Annotated in this window: 22 protein-coding genes and 1 tRNA gene; 20 read left to right on the top strand and 3 right to left on the bottom strand. The window is 30.4% G+C overall.

The window, feature by feature from the left end; genetic code table 11:
• The 4 genes from JK634_RS00465 to JK634_RS00450 all read left to right on the top strand — a co-directional run.
• The coding region (locus tag JK634_RS00465; protein WP_202765671.1) for an IS3 family transposase at window positions 1–81 on the top strand (81 nt) is incomplete at its 5' end.
• Window positions 82–407: 326 nt separating this feature from the next.
• Window positions 408–1,349 (top strand): NAD(P)/FAD-dependent oxidoreductase, encoded by a 942-nt coding sequence (locus tag JK634_RS00460; RefSeq protein WP_202765669.1) that lies wholly within the window; start codon window positions 408–410, stop codon window positions 1,347–1,349.
• Entirely contained in the window at window positions 1,349–1,570 is a 222-nt protein-coding gene (locus tag JK634_RS00455) for a glutaredoxin family protein (RefSeq protein ID WP_202765668.1), read from the top strand. Before JK634_RS00460 ends, JK634_RS00455 begins: the two co-directional genes overlap by 1 nt.
• A 17-nt stretch (window positions 1,571–1,587) precedes the next feature.
• On the top strand, window positions 1,588–3,048 hold the full coding sequence (locus JK634_RS00450) for an NADP-dependent glyceraldehyde-3-phosphate dehydrogenase (protein ID WP_202765667.1): 1,461 nt from the start codon (window positions 1,588–1,590) through the stop codon (window positions 3,046–3,048).
• A gap of 113 nt (window positions 3,049–3,161) precedes the next feature.
• On the opposite strand, the gene JK634_RS00445 is transcribed toward JK634_RS00450, so the two are convergent.
• Window positions 3,162–3,398 (bottom strand): DUF1292 domain-containing protein, encoded by a 237-nt coding sequence (locus JK634_RS00445; RefSeq protein WP_202765666.1) that lies wholly within the window; start codon window positions 3,396–3,398, stop codon window positions 3,162–3,164.
• A 203-nt stretch (window positions 3,399–3,601) separates the two neighbouring features.
• Here JK634_RS00445 and JK634_RS00440 point away from each other — a divergent pair, with 203 nt between their 5' ends.
• Window positions 3,602–4,162, top strand: coding sequence for an RNA polymerase sigma factor (locus JK634_RS00440; RefSeq protein ID WP_202765665.1), 561 nt, complete (start codon window positions 3,602–3,604; stop codon window positions 4,160–4,162).
• Window positions 4,152–5,300, top strand: coding sequence for a hypothetical protein (locus JK634_RS00435; protein WP_202765664.1), 1,149 nt, complete (start codon window positions 4,152–4,154; stop codon window positions 5,298–5,300). Before JK634_RS00440 ends, JK634_RS00435 begins: the two co-directional genes overlap by 11 nt.
• A gap of 50 nt (window positions 5,301–5,350) precedes the next feature.
• Here the strand turns inward: JK634_RS00435 and JK634_RS00430 are convergent, their stop codons facing one another.
• On the bottom strand, window positions 5,351–5,578 hold the full coding sequence (locus JK634_RS00430; protein ID WP_202765663.1) for a glutaredoxin family protein: 228 nt from the start codon (window positions 5,576–5,578) through the stop codon (window positions 5,351–5,353).
• 198 nt (window positions 5,579–5,776) lie between these two features.
• On the opposite strand from JK634_RS00430, the gene JK634_RS00425 reads away from it, so the two are divergent.
• The 4 genes from JK634_RS00425 (at window position 5,777) to disA (ending at window position 9,871) form a co-directional block, all read left to right on the top strand.
• On the top strand, window positions 5,777–6,499 hold the full coding sequence (locus tag JK634_RS00425; RefSeq protein ID WP_202765662.1) for a GntR family transcriptional regulator: 723 nt from the start codon (window positions 5,777–5,779) through the stop codon (window positions 6,497–6,499).
• Window positions 6,496–7,233: a glucosamine-6-phosphate deaminase gene (gene nagB / locus JK634_RS00420; protein WP_202765661.1), complete on the top strand. Its 738-nt coding sequence runs from the start codon at window positions 6,496–6,498 to the stop codon at window positions 7,231–7,233. Before JK634_RS00425 ends, nagB begins: the two co-directional genes overlap by 4 nt.
• A 193-nt stretch (window positions 7,234–7,426) precedes the next feature.
• On the top strand, window positions 7,427–8,791 hold the full coding sequence (gene radA / locus JK634_RS00415; RefSeq protein WP_202765660.1) for a DNA repair protein RadA: 1,365 nt from the start codon (window positions 7,427–7,429) through the stop codon (window positions 8,789–8,791).
• A gap of 15 nt (window positions 8,792–8,806) precedes the next feature.
• Window positions 8,807–9,871 carry a DNA integrity scanning diadenylate cyclase DisA gene (gene disA / locus JK634_RS00410; RefSeq protein WP_202765659.1) on the top strand — a complete coding sequence of 355 codons (1,065 nt, stop codon included), beginning with the start codon at window positions 8,807–8,809 and terminating at the stop codon, window positions 9,869–9,871.
• An 86-nt stretch (window positions 9,872–9,957) separates the two neighbouring features.
• On the opposite strand, the gene JK634_RS00405 is transcribed toward disA, so the two are convergent.
• Complete coding sequence (locus JK634_RS00405) at window positions 9,958–10,356, bottom strand: nucleoside triphosphate pyrophosphohydrolase family protein (protein ID WP_202765658.1); 399 nt, start codon at window positions 10,354–10,356, stop codon at window positions 9,958–9,960.
• 265 nt (window positions 10,357–10,621) lie between these two features.
• On the opposite strand from JK634_RS00405, the gene JK634_RS00400 reads away from it, so the two are divergent.
• From JK634_RS00400 to JK634_RS00355, 10 genes are all read left to right on the top strand, one after another.
• On the top strand, window positions 10,622–11,707 hold the full coding sequence (locus tag JK634_RS00400; protein ID WP_202765657.1) for a PIN/TRAM domain-containing protein: 1,086 nt from the start codon (window positions 10,622–10,624) through the stop codon (window positions 11,705–11,707).
• A 19-nt stretch (window positions 11,708–11,726) separates the two neighbouring features.
• The gene (gene ispD / locus JK634_RS00395; RefSeq protein ID WP_202765656.1) at window positions 11,727–12,404 is read left to right on the top strand and encodes a 2-C-methyl-D-erythritol 4-phosphate cytidylyltransferase; all 678 of its coding nucleotides are present in this window, start codon (window positions 11,727–11,729) and stop codon (window positions 12,402–12,404) included.
• Window positions 12,405–12,699: 295 nt separating this feature from the next.
• Window positions 12,700–14,394, top strand: coding sequence for a proline--tRNA ligase (locus tag JK634_RS00390; protein ID WP_202765655.1), 1,695 nt, complete (start codon window positions 12,700–12,702; stop codon window positions 14,392–14,394).
• A 36-nt stretch (window positions 14,395–14,430) separates the two neighbouring features.
• The gene (gene cysS / locus JK634_RS00385) at window positions 14,431–15,828 is read left to right on the top strand and encodes a cysteine--tRNA ligase (protein WP_202765654.1); all 1,398 of its coding nucleotides are present in this window, start codon (window positions 14,431–14,433) and stop codon (window positions 15,826–15,828) included.
• A gap of 159 nt (window positions 15,829–15,987) precedes the next feature.
• Complete coding sequence (locus JK634_RS00380) at window positions 15,988–16,410, top strand: Mini-ribonuclease 3 (protein WP_207753563.1); 423 nt, start codon at window positions 15,988–15,990, stop codon at window positions 16,408–16,410.
• A gap of 2 nt (window positions 16,411–16,412) precedes the next feature.
• Window positions 16,413–17,279 carry a 23S rRNA (guanosine(2251)-2'-O)-methyltransferase RlmB gene (gene rlmB, locus JK634_RS00375; protein ID WP_202765653.1) on the top strand — a complete coding sequence of 289 codons (867 nt, stop codon included), beginning with the start codon at window positions 16,413–16,415 and terminating at the stop codon, window positions 17,277–17,279.
• Window positions 17,280–17,298: 19 nt separating this feature from the next.
• The gene (locus tag JK634_RS00370; protein WP_202765652.1) at window positions 17,299–17,811 is read left to right on the top strand and encodes an NYN domain-containing protein; all 513 of its coding nucleotides are present in this window, start codon (window positions 17,299–17,301) and stop codon (window positions 17,809–17,811) included.
• Window positions 17,812–17,866: 55 nt separating this feature from the next.
• A complete protein-coding gene (gene sigH / locus JK634_RS00365; protein ID WP_202765651.1) occupies window positions 17,867–18,511 on the top strand; it encodes an RNA polymerase sporulation sigma factor SigH in 645 nt (214 codons plus the stop codon).
• An 85-nt stretch (window positions 18,512–18,596) separates the two neighbouring features.
• Window positions 18,597–18,672: transfer RNA gene (locus tag JK634_RS00360), tRNA-Thr, on the top strand.
• A 64-nt stretch (window positions 18,673–18,736) separates the two neighbouring features.
• Window positions 18,737–18,829 (top strand): GTP-binding protein (locus JK634_RS00355; RefSeq protein WP_202765650.1); only part of this gene is annotated, 93 nt, incomplete at its 3' end.

The following is an 18,829-nucleotide window of genomic DNA, read 5'->3' as shown; positions in this document are numbered from 1 at the left end:
TACAACAATAATCGTATTAAGATCAAACTAAAAGGACTGAGTCCTGTTCAATACAGGCTCCAGTCCTTGAAGATAGCTTAATTAAAAATTGTCTAAAATTATGGGTTCAGTTCAAATTGACTCTTTTTATTTTTTTACTCTTTAGGAATTTATAATATTTTATGCTCAGTGTAATATTATAAGTTCCCTATAAAAAATCTACGGTTCATAATCTCCTTGACGATCTTTTAGGGAAAAAAGTGAAGAGTATTATTTATAATTTTGAAGAATAATAATAGGTATAGGAGAAGATTGTGATACAATTGTTAATTAATAATTTTTATTAGAAAATACTTGAAATCGAAATAAAGTATGCTATAATAAAACTAGACATACCCCTGGGGGGTAAGTGAGGAGTGAAGCAATATATGAGCAAAGAGATAAAAAATATAGAATTAATGATAATTGGTGGAGGACCAGCTGGGTTGACTGCAGCTATATATGCAGCAAGGGCTAAGCTTAATATGATGCTTTTAGAAAATGCTGTATTAGGTGGACAGGTGAGAACAAGTTATACTATAGAAAATTATCCAGGTTTCAAAACAGTTGAGGGCGGAAAACTTGCAGATTTAATGCAAGAGCAGGCAGAGGAGCTTGGAGCAGTAATTGATGAATTTGATTCAGTACAAAGTGCTAAGTTAACTGATAATGAAAAGATAATAGAAACTGATTCATATATTTATAAACCAAAAGCTGTAATAATCTCAACAGGGGCAACTCCTAAGAAACTTCCACTACCTAATGAAGAAAAATTCACTAGTAAGGGAGTACATTATTGTGCTGTTTGTGATGGCGCAATGTATGAAGATAAAGTAATCGCCGTAGTTGGAGGTGGAAATTCAGCTTTAGAAGAGGCATTATTCTTAACAAAGTTTGCTAAAAAGGTAATTATGATAAGAAGATATGATTATTTCAAAGGAGAGAAAGCTACACTTCATGAAGTACTAAATCATCCTAAGATTGAAGTAATGTATAACTGGGATTTAGTAAATGTTGAAGGAGAAAGCTTCATAGATAGAGGAATTATTAAAAATACAGTTACGGGAGAACAAAAGGAAATTGCAATGGATGCTGTATTTGGATATATAGGAACAGAACCTAAAACTGACCTATTCAAGAACGATTTAAATTTAACTAAGGCAGGATATATAATTGCAGATGAAAATATGAGAACTAATGTAAAAGGTGTTTATGCTGCTGGAGACGTAAGGGAAAAGCAATTTAGACAAATAACTACTGCTGTAGCGGATGGAACTATAGCTGCATTAGATGCTGAAAAATATATTGTAGAACAAAGGAGAGATAAGTAATGGTAAAAATATATTCAACAGATTGGTGTCCTTGGTGCGTTAAAGCTAAAAAATATTTTGATATTAAAGGCGTTGAGTATGAAGAAATTATAGTAGCTGATGCTAAAGAAAATAGAGAAGAAGTATTTAGGGTATCAGGACAAAGAAGTGTACCTGTTATAGATATAAATGGTAGTATAATAGTAGGATTTGATAGGGATAAAATTGATCAGGCTTTATAGAAAAGGAGGTAAAAAACATGTTTAAGAATTTGTGTTGTGAAAACAATATTTACAGAAACCTAGTTGGTGGAAATTGGGTTACAAGTGAAACAAGTAAACTCATAGAAATTAAATCTCCATGTGATGGATCAGTAATTGGAAAAGTTCAAGCCATGAGTAAAGAAGAAGCAGATAATGCAATTGCTAATGCAAGAGATGCACAAGAGGGTTGGAACAAGATACCATTAAATGAGAGAGCTTTAATATTGTTAAAAGCTGCTGATTTATTAGATAAAAATGCAGACGAGATAGCTGAAGTTATGATAAGAGAAATTGCAAAAGATAGAAACAGTGCTGTATCAGAAGTTCATAGAACAGCTGACTATATAAGATTTACTGCAGATACTGCTAAAAATATGACTGGAGAAACTGTTCCAGGAGATTTATTCCCTGGCACAGGAAAAGGTAAGATAAGTATAGTAAATAGAGTTCCATTAGGAGTTGTTCTTGCTATATCACCTTTTAATTATCCAGTAAATTTATCAGCATCAAAAATAGCTCCTGCATTAATGGCAGGAAATAGTGTAGTTCTAAAACCTGCAACTCAAGGTAGTATAAGTGCACTTCACTTAGTTAGAGTATTCCAAGAAGCTGGAGTTCCAGCAGGGGTCTTAAATACTATAACTGGAAGAGGAAGCGAAATTGGTGATTATGTAGTAACACATCCACTAGTAGATTTTATTAATTTTACAGGAAGTACAGAAGTAGGAGTTCATATTTCCAAGATATCAACTATGACACCACTACTAATGGAATTAGGAGGTAAGGATGCTGCAATAGTATTAGAGGATGCAGATCTTGATTTAGCAGCTAAGAATATTGTTTCTGGAGCATATTCATATTCAGGTCAAAGGTGTACTGCTGTAAAAAGAATATTAGTAGTAGATAAAGTAGCAGATGAATTAGTTAAAAAAGTAGAAGAGAAAGTTAAAACTTTAAAGGTAGGAAATCCTTTAAAAGAAGATGTTAATATAGCACCATTAATAGATGATGCTGCAGCTGACTATGTAGAGGAACTAATTAAAGATGCAAAAGATAAAGGTGCAAAACTTTTAGTTGGAGGAAATAGAGAAGGTAATTTAATTTACCCAACATTATTTGATTATGTAACTCAAGATATGAGAGTGGCATGGGAAGAACCTTTCGGTCCAGTACTTCCAATTATAAGAGTTAAGGATGTAGATGAAGCAATAGATATTACTAATAAATCTAAATATGGATTACAGTCTTCAGTATTTACTAAAGATATAGATAAAGCATTTTATGTAGCTGATAAAGTAGATGTAGGAACAGTCCAAGTTAATAATAAACCAGAAAGAGGACCAGACCACTTCCCATTCACAGGAACAAAGGCTTCTGGAATAGGGACTCAAGGTATTAGATATTCAATTGAAGCAATGTCTAGACGTAAAGCTATAGTTTTAAATATTGGCGAATAACATCAAAAGAACTATATTTCAATAATTTTTTGAAATATAGTTCTTTTTTATTTTTAATATAAAATTAAAGGACAAAAGACAAAAAGATGCTTTTTTAATGTTAATTAGATAGATTAACTAATATGTGCTACATCCTTAATCATAGAAATTTCACTTTCGCTTTCAATAGCAGTAAGACTTTCATTTAATTTGCTATCAAAATTTATTTTGTAGAATTCAAGCTTTTTCTCATTATCTGTTGGAGCCATGATAACATACTCGCTGGAGTTAATAAGAACTTGATCTAAAATTGTGTAGCTAACTTTATCTCCATTTTCATCTGTAAAAGTCATTTTTCTTTTTTCTCTCATAAAAAATCACTCCTTTAATAATTTTACTTATTTATTATTCTCATAATCAAATAAATAAATTACATGTATTTTTAAAAGCTTTTTATTTATAATCAATTTATAGTTACATAATGGAAAACTAAAAAAAAACTGGAAATTTTAAAAGAAAAGTGAACCTTTTTATTAAAAGCCTTGTCTATTAAGTGAAGGATAGGGGGAGAACTATGAATTATGAGATAATAAGAAACTTCATAAATGGTGACAAGGATGAATTTAGGCACATTTATGAGATATACAAAGATAAGATATATAGAACAGCTTTACTAATATTAAATAATAATACTCAAGCTGAGGATGTAGTTCAGGAAGTGTTTATTAAAATTATTAATAATATTCATACACTAAAGAATCCAGAGGCTTTTGAAGCCTGGATATATAAGATTACAGTTAATAGTTGTAGAAGCTATTTTAAAAAGTTTTATTCAATTGTAGAATTTTTGGATTTTACTAGTAATCTAAATTTTGAAAAGATTGATGACTCGCATGATCCAGAAGAGTATGTAAGTACAGTAGAAAACTCAAATATAATTTTGAGTGAAATAAATAATCTTTCACCTAAATTAAAAGTTCCTATTATCTTGTTTTATTATAATGACTTATCTATAAAAGAAATTTCAAGGATTTTAGATATATCAGAAGGAACAGCAAAATCTAGACTTCATAATGGCAAAAAATATTTAAAAAAAGCCTTAGAGAAGAAGGAGGTAGCTATCAATGAAATTTAATGAAATAATAAAGAAATCTTTAACAGATAATGTGGAGAATAAGAAAATAGAAGAAAGAAAATCCCAAGATATTTATAAAAACATATTGGATAAATCATCATATAAAGAAAGCAGAAAAAAGACTTTTTTTAGTAATACAGTTATGAAGATTGCTATTGCAGCTATAGTTATTTTTATTCCTATAGCTATATCCATAAGAGTTTTAGATATAACAGGTAGAAGTAAGGTGGCAAATAATGAAGCATCACGAAGTGGAGAGACAAAAACCTTACTTGCTGCCAGCAGAGTAACTTTATCGAATGGAAGTACAGAAATTCCAATAAAAGATGAGAATATAGTAAGTAATATATATAAGACTTTAGCTGACGTTATTTCAAGGAAAGATAATACTATGGTAAAGTCATTTATTACAGAAGCAGGCATCTATGATAATTATGAAGCAAATGGTAATATATTGTTAAATATAGAATATGATAAGGGAATAAATATTACTGAATTCAACGGTAGTGAAAGAAATAATAAGATTGATAAAATAGTTATACCGATGAAGAGGGAGGCTGGAGGATATAATATTATATGGACAAATGATAGTGAAGGAGAACTGTATGGATATGGTAATATAGCTACAAAAGGGATGACAAATGAATTTTTAGCTTCATTGAATACGTATTTTGAAAATAATAAAAATTCAGGAATAAAGTACGATATAAAAGAAAGACCTAGTGATGAAACTGAAAAAGTAGCACTACAATTTTTAAAAGCTTATTCAAATAATGATAAGATTAGCCTAAAAAATTTAAGTTCAAAAAATAATTCTATCAGTGAAGAAATTAACTCTATCGAAAATAAAGACAGTGATGTAGTTAGTCTAGAAGTAAGAGATTTTATGGGTGTAGATGAAGAGGTAATAAATTATTATAAAAATCAATATAAAGATAAATTTGATAAAATAAAAAATACTGAATATAAATTTGTAAGAATTAAAGTATTTAAAACCTTAACTGAGGAAGCTAATAAAATAGCACAACTGGGTACAGGAGAATATTCCTATCAATTTTTACTAATTAAAGAAAATGAAAATTGGAAGGTATATGACTGTGATTGGAGTTGGGGTTCAGTTAACGGATATAAATGGTGATAAAAATAAAAGAGACTTGGAATTTTTCCAGGCCTCTTTTTAGGTATAAATTATAAACTTAAAGCTTTATCTATAGCAGGTTTGTCAAAGCCTACAATAACTGTACCATTAATATCTAATACAGGCACACCCATTTGTCTAGATTTACTTACCATTTCTTCTCTAGCTTGCATATCATCTTGAACATTTAATTCTTCAAATGCTATATCGTTAGATTTTAAATAATTCTTAGCCTTAACACACCAAGGACAAGAATTAGTAGTATATACTTTTACCATGAACGTCACACCTTTCAATTAAATAATAATTATTATTTATTAATAATATTTTAGTTCATACAACAGGAAAAATCAACACTTTTCATCATTATTATATGTAGATTATAATGTTATATGTGAAAAAAAATAAAAAAAACTTATCTAGTGGTCTAGACATCTATAGAAATTTTGATATAATAATATTAGGAGGAATCAATTATGATAGATAAAAATAGTCCTATCCCAGTATACTATCAACTTAAAGAAGACATTAAAAACAAAATTACTAATGGTATTTGGAAAGTTGGAGAATGTATTGCAAGCGAGAGAGAATTGACAGAAACTTATGGTGTTTCAAGAATGACAATTAGACAAGCGTTGGGAGAGCTCGTACAAGAGGGGATTTTGATTCGAGAAAAAGGTAAAGGTACCTTTGTATGCGATCCAAAAGTTAAACAGGAAGATATGATGAGTTTTTCAGAAATCATAAAAAAAACTGGAAGAAGCTTGGAGACCAAAGTAATCGAATTTAAGGTAATTGAAACTCCAGTCGAATTACAAGAAGTATTTCCATTTGAACAAATATATTTAATTAACAGAGTAAGAATAGTAGATAGAGAAGTAATAGCAAATGAATTAGTGTATATTCCATGCGCTTATTGCGGATATATAGATAAGGAAATGCTAAAAGGTTCACTTTTTAAAATACTTGAAGGGTTCGGTTATGTTGTAGATCATTCTGAATCTGAAATAAGAGGCGTACTCATGAATAATGAGTATAAGAAAATTTTTAATGTAGATAAAGAAGTTCCTTTATTAAAGACTTACAATAGAACATTTATGGGACCAAAGAAAGTATTGTTTGTTGAAGAGTCAATATATAGGAGTGACAAATATATATTACAAGTTAATATTTCAAGAAGAGAGGGGAAACTAAAATGAAAGTAATTATTGCAAAATCTTATGAAGAAATGAGCAGATTAGCAGCAGAAGAAATAGCTAAGGTAGTAAATGAAAAACCAAACGCAGTTATTGGACTTGCAACTGGAGGTACTCCAGTAGGAATGTATAAGGAATTAATAGATATGTATAAAGAGAAGAAAGTTGATTTTTCTCAAGTTACATCAGTTAATTTAGATGAATATGTTGGATTATCAGGAGATCATAATCAAAGTTATAGATATTTTATGAACTCAAATTTCTTTGATCATGTAAATATAAGAAAAGACCATACTTTTGTTCCAAATGGATTAGCAAAAGATATAAATGCAGAAGGTGCAGAGTATGATAAGAAAATTGAAGCTTTAGGTGGAATAGATGTACAATTAGTTGGAATCGGAAGTAATGGACACATTGGTTTTAATGAACCAGGTGAAGAATTAGATTTAGGTACTCATTTAACAAACTTAACAGAAAGTACAATTGAAGCTAATGCAAGATTCTTTGCTTCAAAAGACGAAGTTCCAACTCAAGCAGTAACAATGGGATTAGGCGGAATAATGAAAGCTAAGAAGATACTATTAATTGCTAACGGAGCAGAAAAAGCAGAAGCTATAAACAAAGTTATAAATGGAAAGATAACAACTCAAATTCCAGCATCAATGGTACAAATGCACAGAGATGTTGTAGTAGTAATAGATGAAGCAGCAGCTTCTAAACTAGAAAATTTAAAATAGTAAGTATCGATATAATATAGATTTAAGTCCCTTAAGATTTTCCGAACATATAAAAGCTTCCTAGGTATTCTAGGGAGCTTTTATATTTGCATATTTTCTAGTATAAATATATAGTAAGAGTATTATAATTAAAATAAATATATGTTATTATAATTAAGAGTTGTTATAATATAACAATTGAGGTTGGTGAAAAATGGCGAAGATAAAAACTGTGTACATATGTCAAGAATGTGGATATGAGTCTCCAAAGTGGATGGGTAAGTGTCCAGATTGTAACGCGTGGAATAGCTTCCAGGAGGAAGTAAAGGATACTAAAGAAACTGCTAAAAGTAGAGGTATAGCCTTAAATCCATCGAGTATTCCAAAGAATATAGGAGAAATTAAGTCTGGTGAAAAAGAAAGATTTAATACAGGAATAAAAGAGTTGAACAGAGTTCTAGGTGGAGGACTTGTAAAAGGATCCCTTACATTAATTTCAGGAGATCCTGGAATAGGTAAATCTACTTTGCTTCTACAAACAGCTCAAAACATAGCTAAAAATTATGGGAAAGTATTATATGTATCTGGTGAAGAATCAGAAGAGCAGATTAAAATAAGAGGGGATAGGTTAGGCGTAGACTCTCAAAATTTATATATTGTATCGGAAACTAATTTAGAAATTATTGAAGCACATATAAATGAATTATCACCTATTTTCGTAATTATAGATTCCATTCAAACCATGTATAAACAAGGTGTAACCTCAGCACCTGGATCAGTATCTCAAGTTAGAGAATGTTCAAATGCAATTATGAGAATTGCCAAAGGTAATAATATTCCTCTATTTATAGTTGCGCATGTAACTAAGCAGGGGGAACTTGCAGGACCTAGAGTACTAGAGCATATGGTTGATACAGTTCTTTCATTTGAAGGAGAAAGAACCGAGGAATTTAGGGTACTTAGAACAATGAAGAATAGATTCGGAACCACAAGAGAAATTGGAGTTTTTGAAATGATGGGAGAAGGATTAGTTGAAGTCTATGACCCATCAAAATTATTTCTTCAAGAAAGAGACGGAAGTCAAGAAGGATCTATAGTAATAGGAATAATGGAAGGTTCTAGACCTATATTAGTAGAGATTCAAGCACTAGTTACAGAAACTAAAGCTGTTATGCCAAGAAGAACAGCAGTTGGAATAGATAATTCAAGATTAAGTCTAATATTAGCAGTTTTAGAAAAGAAACTTAGAATACCTTTTTACAACTGTGATGTATATATAAATGTTGTTGGTGGATTAAATATTGACGGAACAACGGGAGATTTAGGTGTTGCATTAGCACTTTTATCATCAATTAAAAACAAAGATTTTAAACTGTCTAAGATGATGGCAGTAGGGGAAGTTGGGTTAACTGGAGAAATTAGACCTATTTCTTCTTGTGAAAGAATAGTCAATGAGGCAAGTAAGATGGGATTTGAACATGTTATCATTCCATATAGAAATAAAGATAAGCTAGATGCTAAAGGAGTTAATGTAATAGGAGTTTCTAGTTTAAGAGAGGTAATAAATAAGATTTTTTAGGAATTAGGTGATAGTATGAGGATTGAACAGGATAAGGAAATTAAAAAAATATTAAAGATATTAGCTCCTGGAACAATACTACGTGATGGACTTGAGAATATTTTAAGAGCAAAAACAGGAGCACTTTTAGTGTTTAGTGATAATGAAGAAGTAATGAGATTGGTAGATGGGGGATTTAAAATTAATTCTGAATATACTCCATCTTATGTATATGAGTTAGCTAAGATGGATGGAGCTATTGTAATAAGCTCTGACTTTAAAAGAATAGTTTATGCAAATGTTCAAATGGTTCCAGATTCAACAATACCGACATTCGAAACAGGAACAAGACATAGAACTGCTCAAAGGGTGGCTAAGGAAACAGGAGTTATTGTAGTTGCTATATCTCAAAGGAGAAATATAATCACAATATATAAAGGCGATTTAAAGTATGTTTTAAGAGAGACATCAGCAATAATTGCAAGAGCAAATCAGGCAATACAAACACTTGAAAAATATGTTGCAGTTTTAGATAGAGTTAAAAATAACTTGAATGTACTAGAATTCCAAGACTTAACAACATTGTTTGATGTAATTACTGCAATTCAAAGAACTGAAATGGTAATGAGAATTGTGGGAGAAATTGAACGGTATATTGTAGAGTTAGGAAATGAAGGTAGATTAATTTCTATGCAACTTGCAGAACTTGTTAAGAGTATCGAACAGGATGGGATACTACTGATTAGAGATTATTGCCGTCTTGACTTAGATTTTAATGATATATATAAGGAAATACAAAAGTTAACTTCAGAAGAATTATTAGACTTAGATGCTATAGGTAAGAAGTTAGGCTTTGATGGAGTTTCATTAATAGATACGTTAATATCACCAAGAGGTTATAGAATTGTAAGTAAGATTCCTAGAATACCGTCATCAGTAATTGAAAACCTAGTAAAACATTTTAGAGAACTTAAAAATATTATTGAAGCAACAAATGATGACCTAGATAAAGTTGAGGGGATTGGGGAAGCTAGAGCAAAAGCTATAAGAAATGGCTTAAGAAGAATTGAAGAACAGGTTGAATTAAACAAACAAGTATAGAATTTATTTAAAAATTTTAAATGTTGAGATTATTAATGTAATTTCATGGAATAATAATAGGTAGAAACAAAGGTTTCTACCTATTATTATCTAAAAGTAAATTTCCCTAAAGTGTTTATTTTGTCATTTTCTTTAATCAAAATATCATATAAATTTAAATCAAGAGTATTACATAGGGATGTTAGATAGAAGAGATTGTTACCAATTTCTCTTTCTACTATTTCTCTACAACTATCACACAATTGTCCCTCTAAGTGTGATTTTAGACAATTATCTAAGTTTTCTAGTGAATCTTCATCAGAAGGGAGTATTTGACGAGAAGCATTTATTTTAATGCAACCACAATTAGTTACTGCTTTTGTTACAGCTCTATTAACTTTTGATTGGGATTCAGAAAGTTTGCTTAATATATCTAAAATACTTTTATGCCTTAACAAGGATTCATTTACAGAGTTTTGGAAATCATCAAAAATTACATCTTTCATGCTATCAACTCCTCACATGGTTGTTATGCTTATATTAATTATAAATATTTTAATACATTTTTGTCAATAATAGTTAAATGGGGTGAAGTAGGATTATGTATTTATGATAATTCAAATTTCTCTTTTTTGATAGGGGGATAATAATTTGAAATATGAATTGAATTAAATTAAAATTATCTAAATATTAATATATAATCGCCGGGAATGTGATATAATATTAAAAAAATGATAAATATCTAAGTTTTTACACGAAGGAGGTGAAAAGATGTTAAAGAAGATATTAAGAATAGTTTTTTCTGTAATTGGGCTTATTATTGGATTCATAATTGGAGATGCTCTTTTGAAAATTGAAGTGATTGCTGATTTAGGATTCTTTGCAAATTCAACTTTCGGTAAGGTATCATTTTTAGGACTTATAACTGTTTTATTTGGAATTATATTATTTTTGTTATCACCATTTATTTATAATGGAATTACTAGGCTAATTGAATATGTAGAAAAAAGTATGCAGCGTTTAAGTGCTTCAGAGATAATTTTTGGAGCTGTAGGTGCAATAATTGTACTTATTATAACAACACTTATATCGCTACCTCTTAATAAACTATATCCTATAATTGGACCTATAATGTTTACTATGGTGAATATTATAGCAGCGGTTATAGGTGCAGATGTTTCTATAAAGAAAAAAGAAGATATAACGAATTTACTTCTTTCGATTAAAAGAGGCACAAAGGAAAAAAAGTCAAAAGTAAAAGGAATAGCAAAAGTTCTAGATACATCAGTTATAATTGACGGAAGGATATTTGATATTTGCCAAACTGGATTTGTTGAAGGTCCATTGGTTATTCCGAGTTTTGTTTTGGATGAACTTAGACATATATCTGACTCTTCAGATTCTTTAAAAAGAAATAGAGGAAGAAGAGGCCTTGATATACTAAATAAAATTCAAAAAGAATTAGCTATAGAAGTTGAAATATGGGAAGGGGACTTTCCAGAAATAGCTGAAGTTGATTCTAAGTTACTTAAGCTTGCACAAAAATTAAACGGCAAGGTTGTAACAAATGATTATAACTTAAATAAAGTTGCTGAATTTCAAGGAGTTCCAGTTTTAAATATAAATGAACTTGCTAATGCAATTAAACCAGTTGTAATACCAGGTGAAGAGATGAGAATACAAGTCATTAAAGATGGTAAAGAATCAGGCCAAGGAGTTGCATATCTTGATGATGGTACTATGATAGTTGTTGAAGGTGGAAGAAGATTTATAGGAGAAGAATTAGATGTTGTAGTAACTTCTGTTCTTCAAACTGCAGCAGGTAGAATGATATTTGCAAGACAAAAAGAAGCATAATAGTTGGGAATGAAAAAATATGAATAAAGTAGTTGCTGTTATAGTTGCTGGTGGAAAAGGTAAAAGGATGTCAGCAGATATAAGCAAACAATTTATTGAACTAAAAGGAAAACCAATCTTATATTATACACTTGAAAAATTTTTGGAAAACAAGAATATAGATAAGGTTGTATTAGTCCTGCCAGAGGATGAAATAGAATATTGCAGAGAAAATATTTTGTATAAATATAACTTAAATGTATGGAAGATAGTTTCTGGTGGGAAGGAAAGAAGTGACTCCGTATACTATGGATTAAAATCAATTGAGGGTGATGCTGAAATAGTTTTAATTCATGATGGAGCTAGACCATTTGTTTCTAATGAAATAATAGAAAATGGCATAAAATATGCTAAATTATATGGGGCAGCAGCATGTGGTGTGACTCCAAAAGATACGATTAAAGTAATTGGAGAGAATGGGTTTTCAAAAGAAACTCCTGATAGGAATACTTTATTTGCTGTTCAAACACCACAAAGTTTTAAGCATAACTTGATATTAAAGGCACATGAAAGTGTTAGAGAAAAGGGAACTGTAGTTACAGATGATACTATGGTAGCCGAACTTTATGGAGAAAAAGTATTTTTATATCATGGAGATTATAATAATATAAAAATAACAACGCCTGAGGATTTAATTATCGCTGAAAATTTAATTTGATTTTAGCATGTTGTTGACAGGATTATTAAAACTAGATATAATAAAAAAACAAAAATTAATATGCAAAGCATTGAAGAAGAATAGTAGAAACTACTTTTCAGAGAGAGAATCCTAGGCTGTGAGATTTTCACCTGTTTCGAACCCGCTTCGGAGTTGTAGGCAAAAACTATCGGTTTAATACCGTTAAAATTACTAGAGTACAAATTTAGGTGGTACCGCGACTATAAGTTCGCCCTAATACAGGGTGGACTTTTTTTATTTTTTAATTAGAAATAGACTTGGAGGTATTATTAATATGAAGATGTCAAATATGTTAGTATCTACATTAAGAGAAGTGCCAGCAGAAGCAGAAATAGAAAGTCATAAACTTATGTTAAGAGCTGGTCTTATGAGAAAAATGGCAGCAGGAATATATAATTATATGCCATTAGGATTAAAGGTATTAAGAAACATTGAGCAAATAGTAAAAGAAGAAATGGATAATGCAGGAGCACAAGAATTCCTAGCATCTGCTATGCTTCCAGCTGAATTATGGCAAGAATCCGGCAGATGGGATGCATATGGAGCAGAGATGTTCAGATTAAAAGATAGAAATTCAAGAGATTTTTGTTTAGGACCAACTCATGAAGAAGTGTTTACAGATATAGCTAGAAATGAAATAAAGTCATATAAACAACTACCATTAACATTATATCAAATCCAAACAAAATATAGAGATGAAAGAAGACCTAGATTCGGAGTTATGAGAAGTAGAGAGTTTATAATGAAGGATGCTTATAGCTTTGATAAAGATCAAGAAGGATTAGATTTAAGTTATGATAAAATGCATGAAGCATATGTTAAGATATTTAATAGATGTGGATTAGATGCAAAATGCGTTGAAGCTGATTCAGGTGCTATCGGTGGATCTAACTCGGCAGAATTTATGGTTAAATCTGAAGTAGGGGAAGATGATGTGGTATTCTGTACAGCTTGTGATTATGCAGCTAATATAGAAAAAGCTCCATCAACACCAGAAAAAGAGCAAGTAACTGAATTAAAAGAAATTGAAAAAGTTGAAACTCCAAATGTAAGAACTATAGATGAATTAATAAAGTTCTTTAATACTACAGCTAAGAAATTTGTTAAAACTCTTATTTATAATGCAGATGGTAAGATAGTTGCAGTAATGGTTAGAGGAGATAGAGAAGTTAACGAAACTAAAGTAGCAAATGCTTTAGGAGGAGTTATAGAACTAGAGATGGCAAGCGCAGAAGATGTTGTTAAGGCAACAGGTGCAGCAATAGGTTTTGCAGGGCCAATAGGAATAAAAGTTGATGAATTATTAGTTGATAATGAAGTATCAAACATGTACAATTTTATTGTTGGAGCTAATGAAACTGGATATCATTTATCAAACGTAAACTACGGAAGAGATTTTGATGGAAAACTTGGAGATTATAGAAATATCACTGAAGGGGAAATATGTCCTCATTGTGGAGCTAAAATAACTATTTCAAGAGGAACAGAAGTTGGACACATATTTAAGCTTGGAACAAAATATTCAGAATCTATGAATGCTAATTTTATCGATGAAAAGGGAGAATCAAAACCATTTATCATGGGTTGCTATGGCATCGGTGTAACTAGAACTATGGCATCAATAATTGAACAACATCATGATGAAAATGGAATAGTATGGCCAATATCAGTTGCTCCTTATCATGTTTCAGTAATTCCGGTAAATATTAAAGATGAAGCTCAAATGAAAGTTGCAGAAGAAATCTATAACAAGCTTAAGAGTATGCATGTAGAAGTAATTATGGATGATAGAAATGAAAGAGCAGGAGTTAAATTTAAGGATTCAGATTTGATAGGAATTCCTATGAGAATAACTGTTGGTAAGAAAATAGCAGAAGGACAAATTGAATTTAAACTAAGAAATTCTTCAGATATTGAAGTAATTAATATAGATGAAGTATATAATAAAGTGAAAAATCAATTGGATTAAAATAGTTAATATAAAAATTTTAAAAGGAGGTAAAAAATGAGGCTATATAATACATTAACGAGAAAAAAAGAAGAGTTTATACCAATAACTCCAGGTGAGGTAAAAATGTATGTGTGTGGACCTACGGTATATAACTTCTTTCATATAGGAAACGGAAGAACTTTTATAGTATTTGATACTATTAGAAGATATCTTGAATATAGAGGATATAATGTTAAGTTCGTACAAAACTTTACTGATATCGATGATAAATTAATTACTAAAGCAAATGAGGAAGAAACAACAGTAAAGGAAATTGGAGATAGATATATTTCTGAATATTATAAAGATGCTGATGGATTAAATATAAAAAGGGCTACAGTTAACCCTAGAGCCACAGAATATGTAAATCAAATAATTTCATTTGTTGAAGAGTTAATTGAAAAAGGATATGCATATGAAGTTGATGGTGATGTATATTTTAAAACAAAGAATTTTGAGAGTTATGGAAAACTCTCAGGACAAAGTTTAGAAGACTTGCAGGCAGGTGCTAGAATATCAGTAGATGAGAGAAAGCAAGATCCAATGGATTTTGCAATATGGAAGGCCTTAAAGCCAGGTGAACCAGGTTGGGATTGCCCATGGGGTAAGGGAAGACCAGGCTGGCATATTGAGTGTTCATGCATGGCAAAAAATATTTTAGGTGATACTATAGATATACATGCCGGTGGTTCAGACTTAGTATTCCCACATCATGAGAATGAGATTGCTCAAAGTGAAGCACTAACAGGTAAGCAATTCGCAAATTACTGGATGCATGCAGCATTTCTTAATGTTAATAATCAGAAAATGTCTAAGTCTTTAAATAACTTTCTTACAGCAAGAGATGCACTTGAAAAATATGATGCAGATGTAATAAGATTTTTAATGCTATCAGGACATTATAGAATTCAGCTTAATTTCTCTGATGAGCTTTTAGATTCAGCTAAGGCATCAGTAGAAAGACTGTATAATGCTATATCTAATTTAGAAAGCTTGTTAGATGAAGTAAAAAGAGAAGAAATTAGTGAAGATGAAAAGAAATACTTAGAGTCTCTAGATTCATATAGACAAAGATATATTGAAAAAATGGATGACGATTTTAATACTGCAGATGCTATTTCTGTACTTTTTGATTTATCAAGAGATATAAATTCAAATATTACAGTAGAATCTTCAAAAGAATTAGTAAATGGTGCATTAAGTATAATTAGAGAATTAGGAAATCCATTAGGTATACTACAAAAATCAACTAAGGTTAGCTTGGAAGAAGAAGTAGAAAAGCTGATAGAAGAGAGACAAAATGCAAGAAAGAATAGAGATTTTGCATTGGCTGATAAAATTAGAGATGATTTAAAGAGTAGAGGAATAATTTTGGAAGATACACCTCAAGGTGTAAGGTGGAAGAAGATATAATATTTAAGAGAGCTGTAAAAGCTCTCTTTTTCTATAGAAAATTAATAAATGATATTTGGGAAAGTATTTATTTAAATGTTGCATAAGTAGAAATGTTAACTACTATTTACAAATGTGATATAATTAAAAGGTTAAATACAAAATAAAGGAGAATCTATTTTGGATAATTTACTTTATGAAAAATTTTCAAGTGAAAAAGCTCGTAGGTTGAATCCACTTCAACTTGCATTTGTAGGTGATGGAGTTTTTGAAACTTTTATAAGAAATTATATATTAAATAAGAACTGCGAGTTATCAGCACATAAACTTCATTTAGAAGCAATTAAGTATGTAAAAGCTCATGCGCAAAGTGAAATAATAAAGAGAATAGAACAAGAGCTTACAGAGGAAGAATACTACATATATAAAAGAGGAAGAAACACTAAATCAGCAACTGTTCCTAAGAATGCGGATGTAACAGAATATAGAGCAGCTACAGGTTTTGAAGCTTTGGTAGGATATCTATATTTGATTGGTGATAAAGAAAGATTAAATTTTATCTTACTTAAATCTGTTGAAGAAAATCTTATAAAGGAGAACTAGTAATGAAAAAGAGATTTGAAGAAAAAAGAAATGATACTAAAAGAAATGATACTAAAAGAAATGAAGAAAAAAGATCAGAAGATAGAAGATTTGATAGAAATAGTGACAAGGACGAACAAAAACCAATAAGAGAGGATTTGGTTGAAGGAAGAAATGCTGTTATTGAAGTGCTTAAATCTGATAGAACCATAGAATACATAATGGTAGCTAAAGGTGATGTAGAAGGCTCAATAAAGCAAATAATTAAGTTAGCAAAAGATAAGAGAATTGTAATTAAAGAGGTTGATAGAAAGAAATTAGATTCAATGACTGAAACCGGAGTTCATCAAGGGGTTATGGCTATTGTTACTCCGTTTAAATATTGCACTATAGATGAAATATTAAAGGTTTCAGAGGATAGGAACGAAAAACCATTTATAGTAGTTTTGGATGAAATAGAAGATCCACATAATTTAGGATCAATAATAAGAACTGCTGAATTATCAGGAGTTCATGGTATAATTATTCCGAAAAGAAGAAATGTCGGAGTAACTCCAACAGTATACAAATCATCAGCTGGCGCAGTTCAATATATGAAAATAGCAAAGGTAACAAATATAAATGTGGCAATAGATGAACTTAAAGAAAAAGGATTATGGGTATATGGTGCAGATATTGATGGTGAGGAGTATAGTTATTCAGAAGATTTTTCTGGAGCTTGTGCAATAGTAATAGGCAGTGAGGGAAAAGGTATATCAAATCTTACACTAAAAAAATGCGATAAATTAGTTAAAATACCTATGGTGGGTAAAATAAACTCTTTAAACGCTTCAGTTGCAGGTGGTATAATGATGTATGAAGTATTAAAATCTAGAATAATAAAAAAATAGATCTGAGAGTGATGGGGTTTTGAAAAAAATATTTATTGACGGATATAATGTAATAAACTCTTGGCCCAATCTGAAAAAAGCCATAACCTATAGTTATGAAGCAGCAAGACAAGAACTTATTGAAATTTTGCAAAATTTTGCAAATTTTGATGATTGTAATATAGAAATAGTATTTGATGCTCACAAGGTTGGCGGAAATTTAGAAAAAAAAGAGATTATTGATAGTAGGCTAACTGTTATTTTTACAAAGGATGGAGAGACGGCAGATAGTTATATTGAAAGAAGCGTAAATGAATTAGGCAGAAGATTTGAGATTTGGGTTGTTACATCAGATTGGCTTGAACAACAAACAATATTTCAAAGAGGGGCCACGCGCATTTCGGCACTGGAATTTTATCATGAAACTATTCAAATGAAAAAAGAAATAAAATCTGAAACTGAGAAGATTACTAAGGGGAAAAAGAATTTACTTGAAGATAGCTTAGATGAAATGGTTTTAGAGAAATTAAATAAAATAAGACGAAGTAGGTAAACAGAATTTTATTATTGTTTAATTATGGTTATTTGCTTGCAAAGGGGGGATTGTCATGGAGAATAGAAAAAAGCCTGTTAAAGATTTCTTAGAATTTATAGATTTAGCAGATGAAGAGATAGTTTCGAAAGCTAAGAATGGTAATACTAGAGCACAAGAATACATAATAAGTAAATTTCAGAGTTTTGTAAAAACTAAGGCTAAATCATATTTTTTAATAGGGGCAGATAAAGAAGACATATATCAAGAAGGAATGATAGGCTTATATAAGGCTATTAGAGACTTTAATCCTGACAAACTTTCATCTTTTAGAGCATTTGCAGAATTGTGTGTGACTAGACAAATAATAACTGCAATAAAAACAGCTACAAGACAAAAACATATACCACTTAATACTTATGTGTCACTTAATAAACCGGTATATGAAGAAGAATCAGAGAGAACCTTATTAGATATATTATCAGGGCTTAAAATAACTGATCCTGAAGAACTTGTAATAAGTAAAGAAGAAATGGAAAGAATGGAAAAAGAAATATCTAAAACTCTTACTGAACTTGAAATGGAAGTTCTTACTTCATATCTAGATGGTAAATCTTATCAAGAAATAGCATGTGATTTAGATAGACATGCAAAGTCCATAGACAATGCATTGCAAAGGGTTAAGAGAAAATTGGAAAAATGCCTCAATTATAGTAATTAAATTATATTATATATTGACAAATGAATATTGGGATAGTAAACTTTATAATTGGTATATATATGATATACATATATATACTTAAGTTGCTCACGTAGCTCAGTCGGTAGAGCGTCGCCTTGGTAAGGCGGAGGTCGTCGGTTCAATCCCGATCGTGAGCTCCAATTTTTTCTAAAAACTAAACGCTAGGCAAAGTTTATTAAAAAAGTTATAAGGAGGAATCAAACAATGTCAAAGGCAAAATTTGAAAGAAACAAACCACACGTTAACATTGGAACAATAGGTCACGTAGACCACGGTAAGACAACATTAACAGCAGCA

It is taken from the genome of Clostridium paridis (assembly GCF_016765615.1).
GTDB classification, from domain to species: Bacteria; Bacillota; Clostridia; order Clostridiales; family Clostridiaceae; genus Clostridium_T; species Clostridium_T paridis.
This window is presented reverse-complemented; position numbering and strand designations above follow the sequence as displayed.

Bases quoted from the DNA above. Each gene is read 5' to 3' on its own strand.
- JK634_RS00460 (WP_202765669.1), top strand. From the start codon at position 408: ATGAGCAAAGAGATAAAAAATATAGAATTAATGATAATTGGTGGAGGA.
- JK634_RS00455 (WP_202765668.1), top strand. From the start codon at position 1,349: ATGGTAAAAATATATTCAACAGATTGGTGTCCTTGGTGCGTTAAAGCT.
- JK634_RS00450 (WP_202765667.1), top strand. From the start codon at position 1,588: ATGTTTAAGAATTTGTGTTGTGAAAACAATATTTACAGAAACCTAGTT.
- JK634_RS00445 (WP_202765666.1), bottom strand. From the start codon at position 3,398: ATGAGAGAAAAAAGAAAAATGACTTTTACAGATGAAAATGGAGATAAA.
- JK634_RS00440 (WP_202765665.1), top strand. From the start codon at position 3,602: ATGAATTATGAGATAATAAGAAACTTCATAAATGGTGACAAGGATGAA.
- JK634_RS00435 (WP_202765664.1), top strand. From the start codon at position 4,152: ATGAAATTTAATGAAATAATAAAGAAATCTTTAACAGATAATGTGGAG.
- JK634_RS00430 (WP_202765663.1), bottom strand. From the start codon at position 5,578: ATGGTAAAAGTATATACTACTAATTCTTGTCCTTGGTGTGTTAAGGCT.
- JK634_RS00425 (WP_202765662.1), top strand. From the start codon at position 5,777: ATGATAGATAAAAATAGTCCTATCCCAGTATACTATCAACTTAAAGAA.
- nagB (WP_202765661.1), top strand. From the start codon at position 6,496: ATGAAAGTAATTATTGCAAAATCTTATGAAGAAATGAGCAGATTAGCA.
- radA (WP_202765660.1), top strand. From the start codon at position 7,427: ATGGCGAAGATAAAAACTGTGTACATATGTCAAGAATGTGGATATGAG.
- disA (WP_202765659.1), top strand. From the start codon at position 8,807: ATGAGGATTGAACAGGATAAGGAAATTAAAAAAATATTAAAGATATTA.
- JK634_RS00405 (WP_202765658.1), bottom strand. From the start codon at position 10,356: ATGAAAGATGTAATTTTTGATGATTTCCAAAACTCTGTAAATGAATCC.
- JK634_RS00400 (WP_202765657.1), top strand. From the start codon at position 10,622: ATGTTAAAGAAGATATTAAGAATAGTTTTTTCTGTAATTGGGCTTATT.
- ispD (WP_202765656.1), top strand. From the start codon at position 11,727: ATGAATAAAGTAGTTGCTGTTATAGTTGCTGGTGGAAAAGGTAAAAGG.
- JK634_RS00390 (WP_202765655.1), top strand. From the start codon at position 12,700: ATGAAGATGTCAAATATGTTAGTATCTACATTAAGAGAAGTGCCAGCA.
- cysS (WP_202765654.1), top strand. From the start codon at position 14,431: ATGAGGCTATATAATACATTAACGAGAAAAAAAGAAGAGTTTATACCA.
- rlmB (WP_202765653.1), top strand. From the start codon at position 16,413: ATGAAAAAGAGATTTGAAGAAAAAAGAAATGATACTAAAAGAAATGAT.
- sigH (WP_202765651.1), top strand. From the start codon at position 17,867: ATGGAGAATAGAAAAAAGCCTGTTAAAGATTTCTTAGAATTTATAGAT.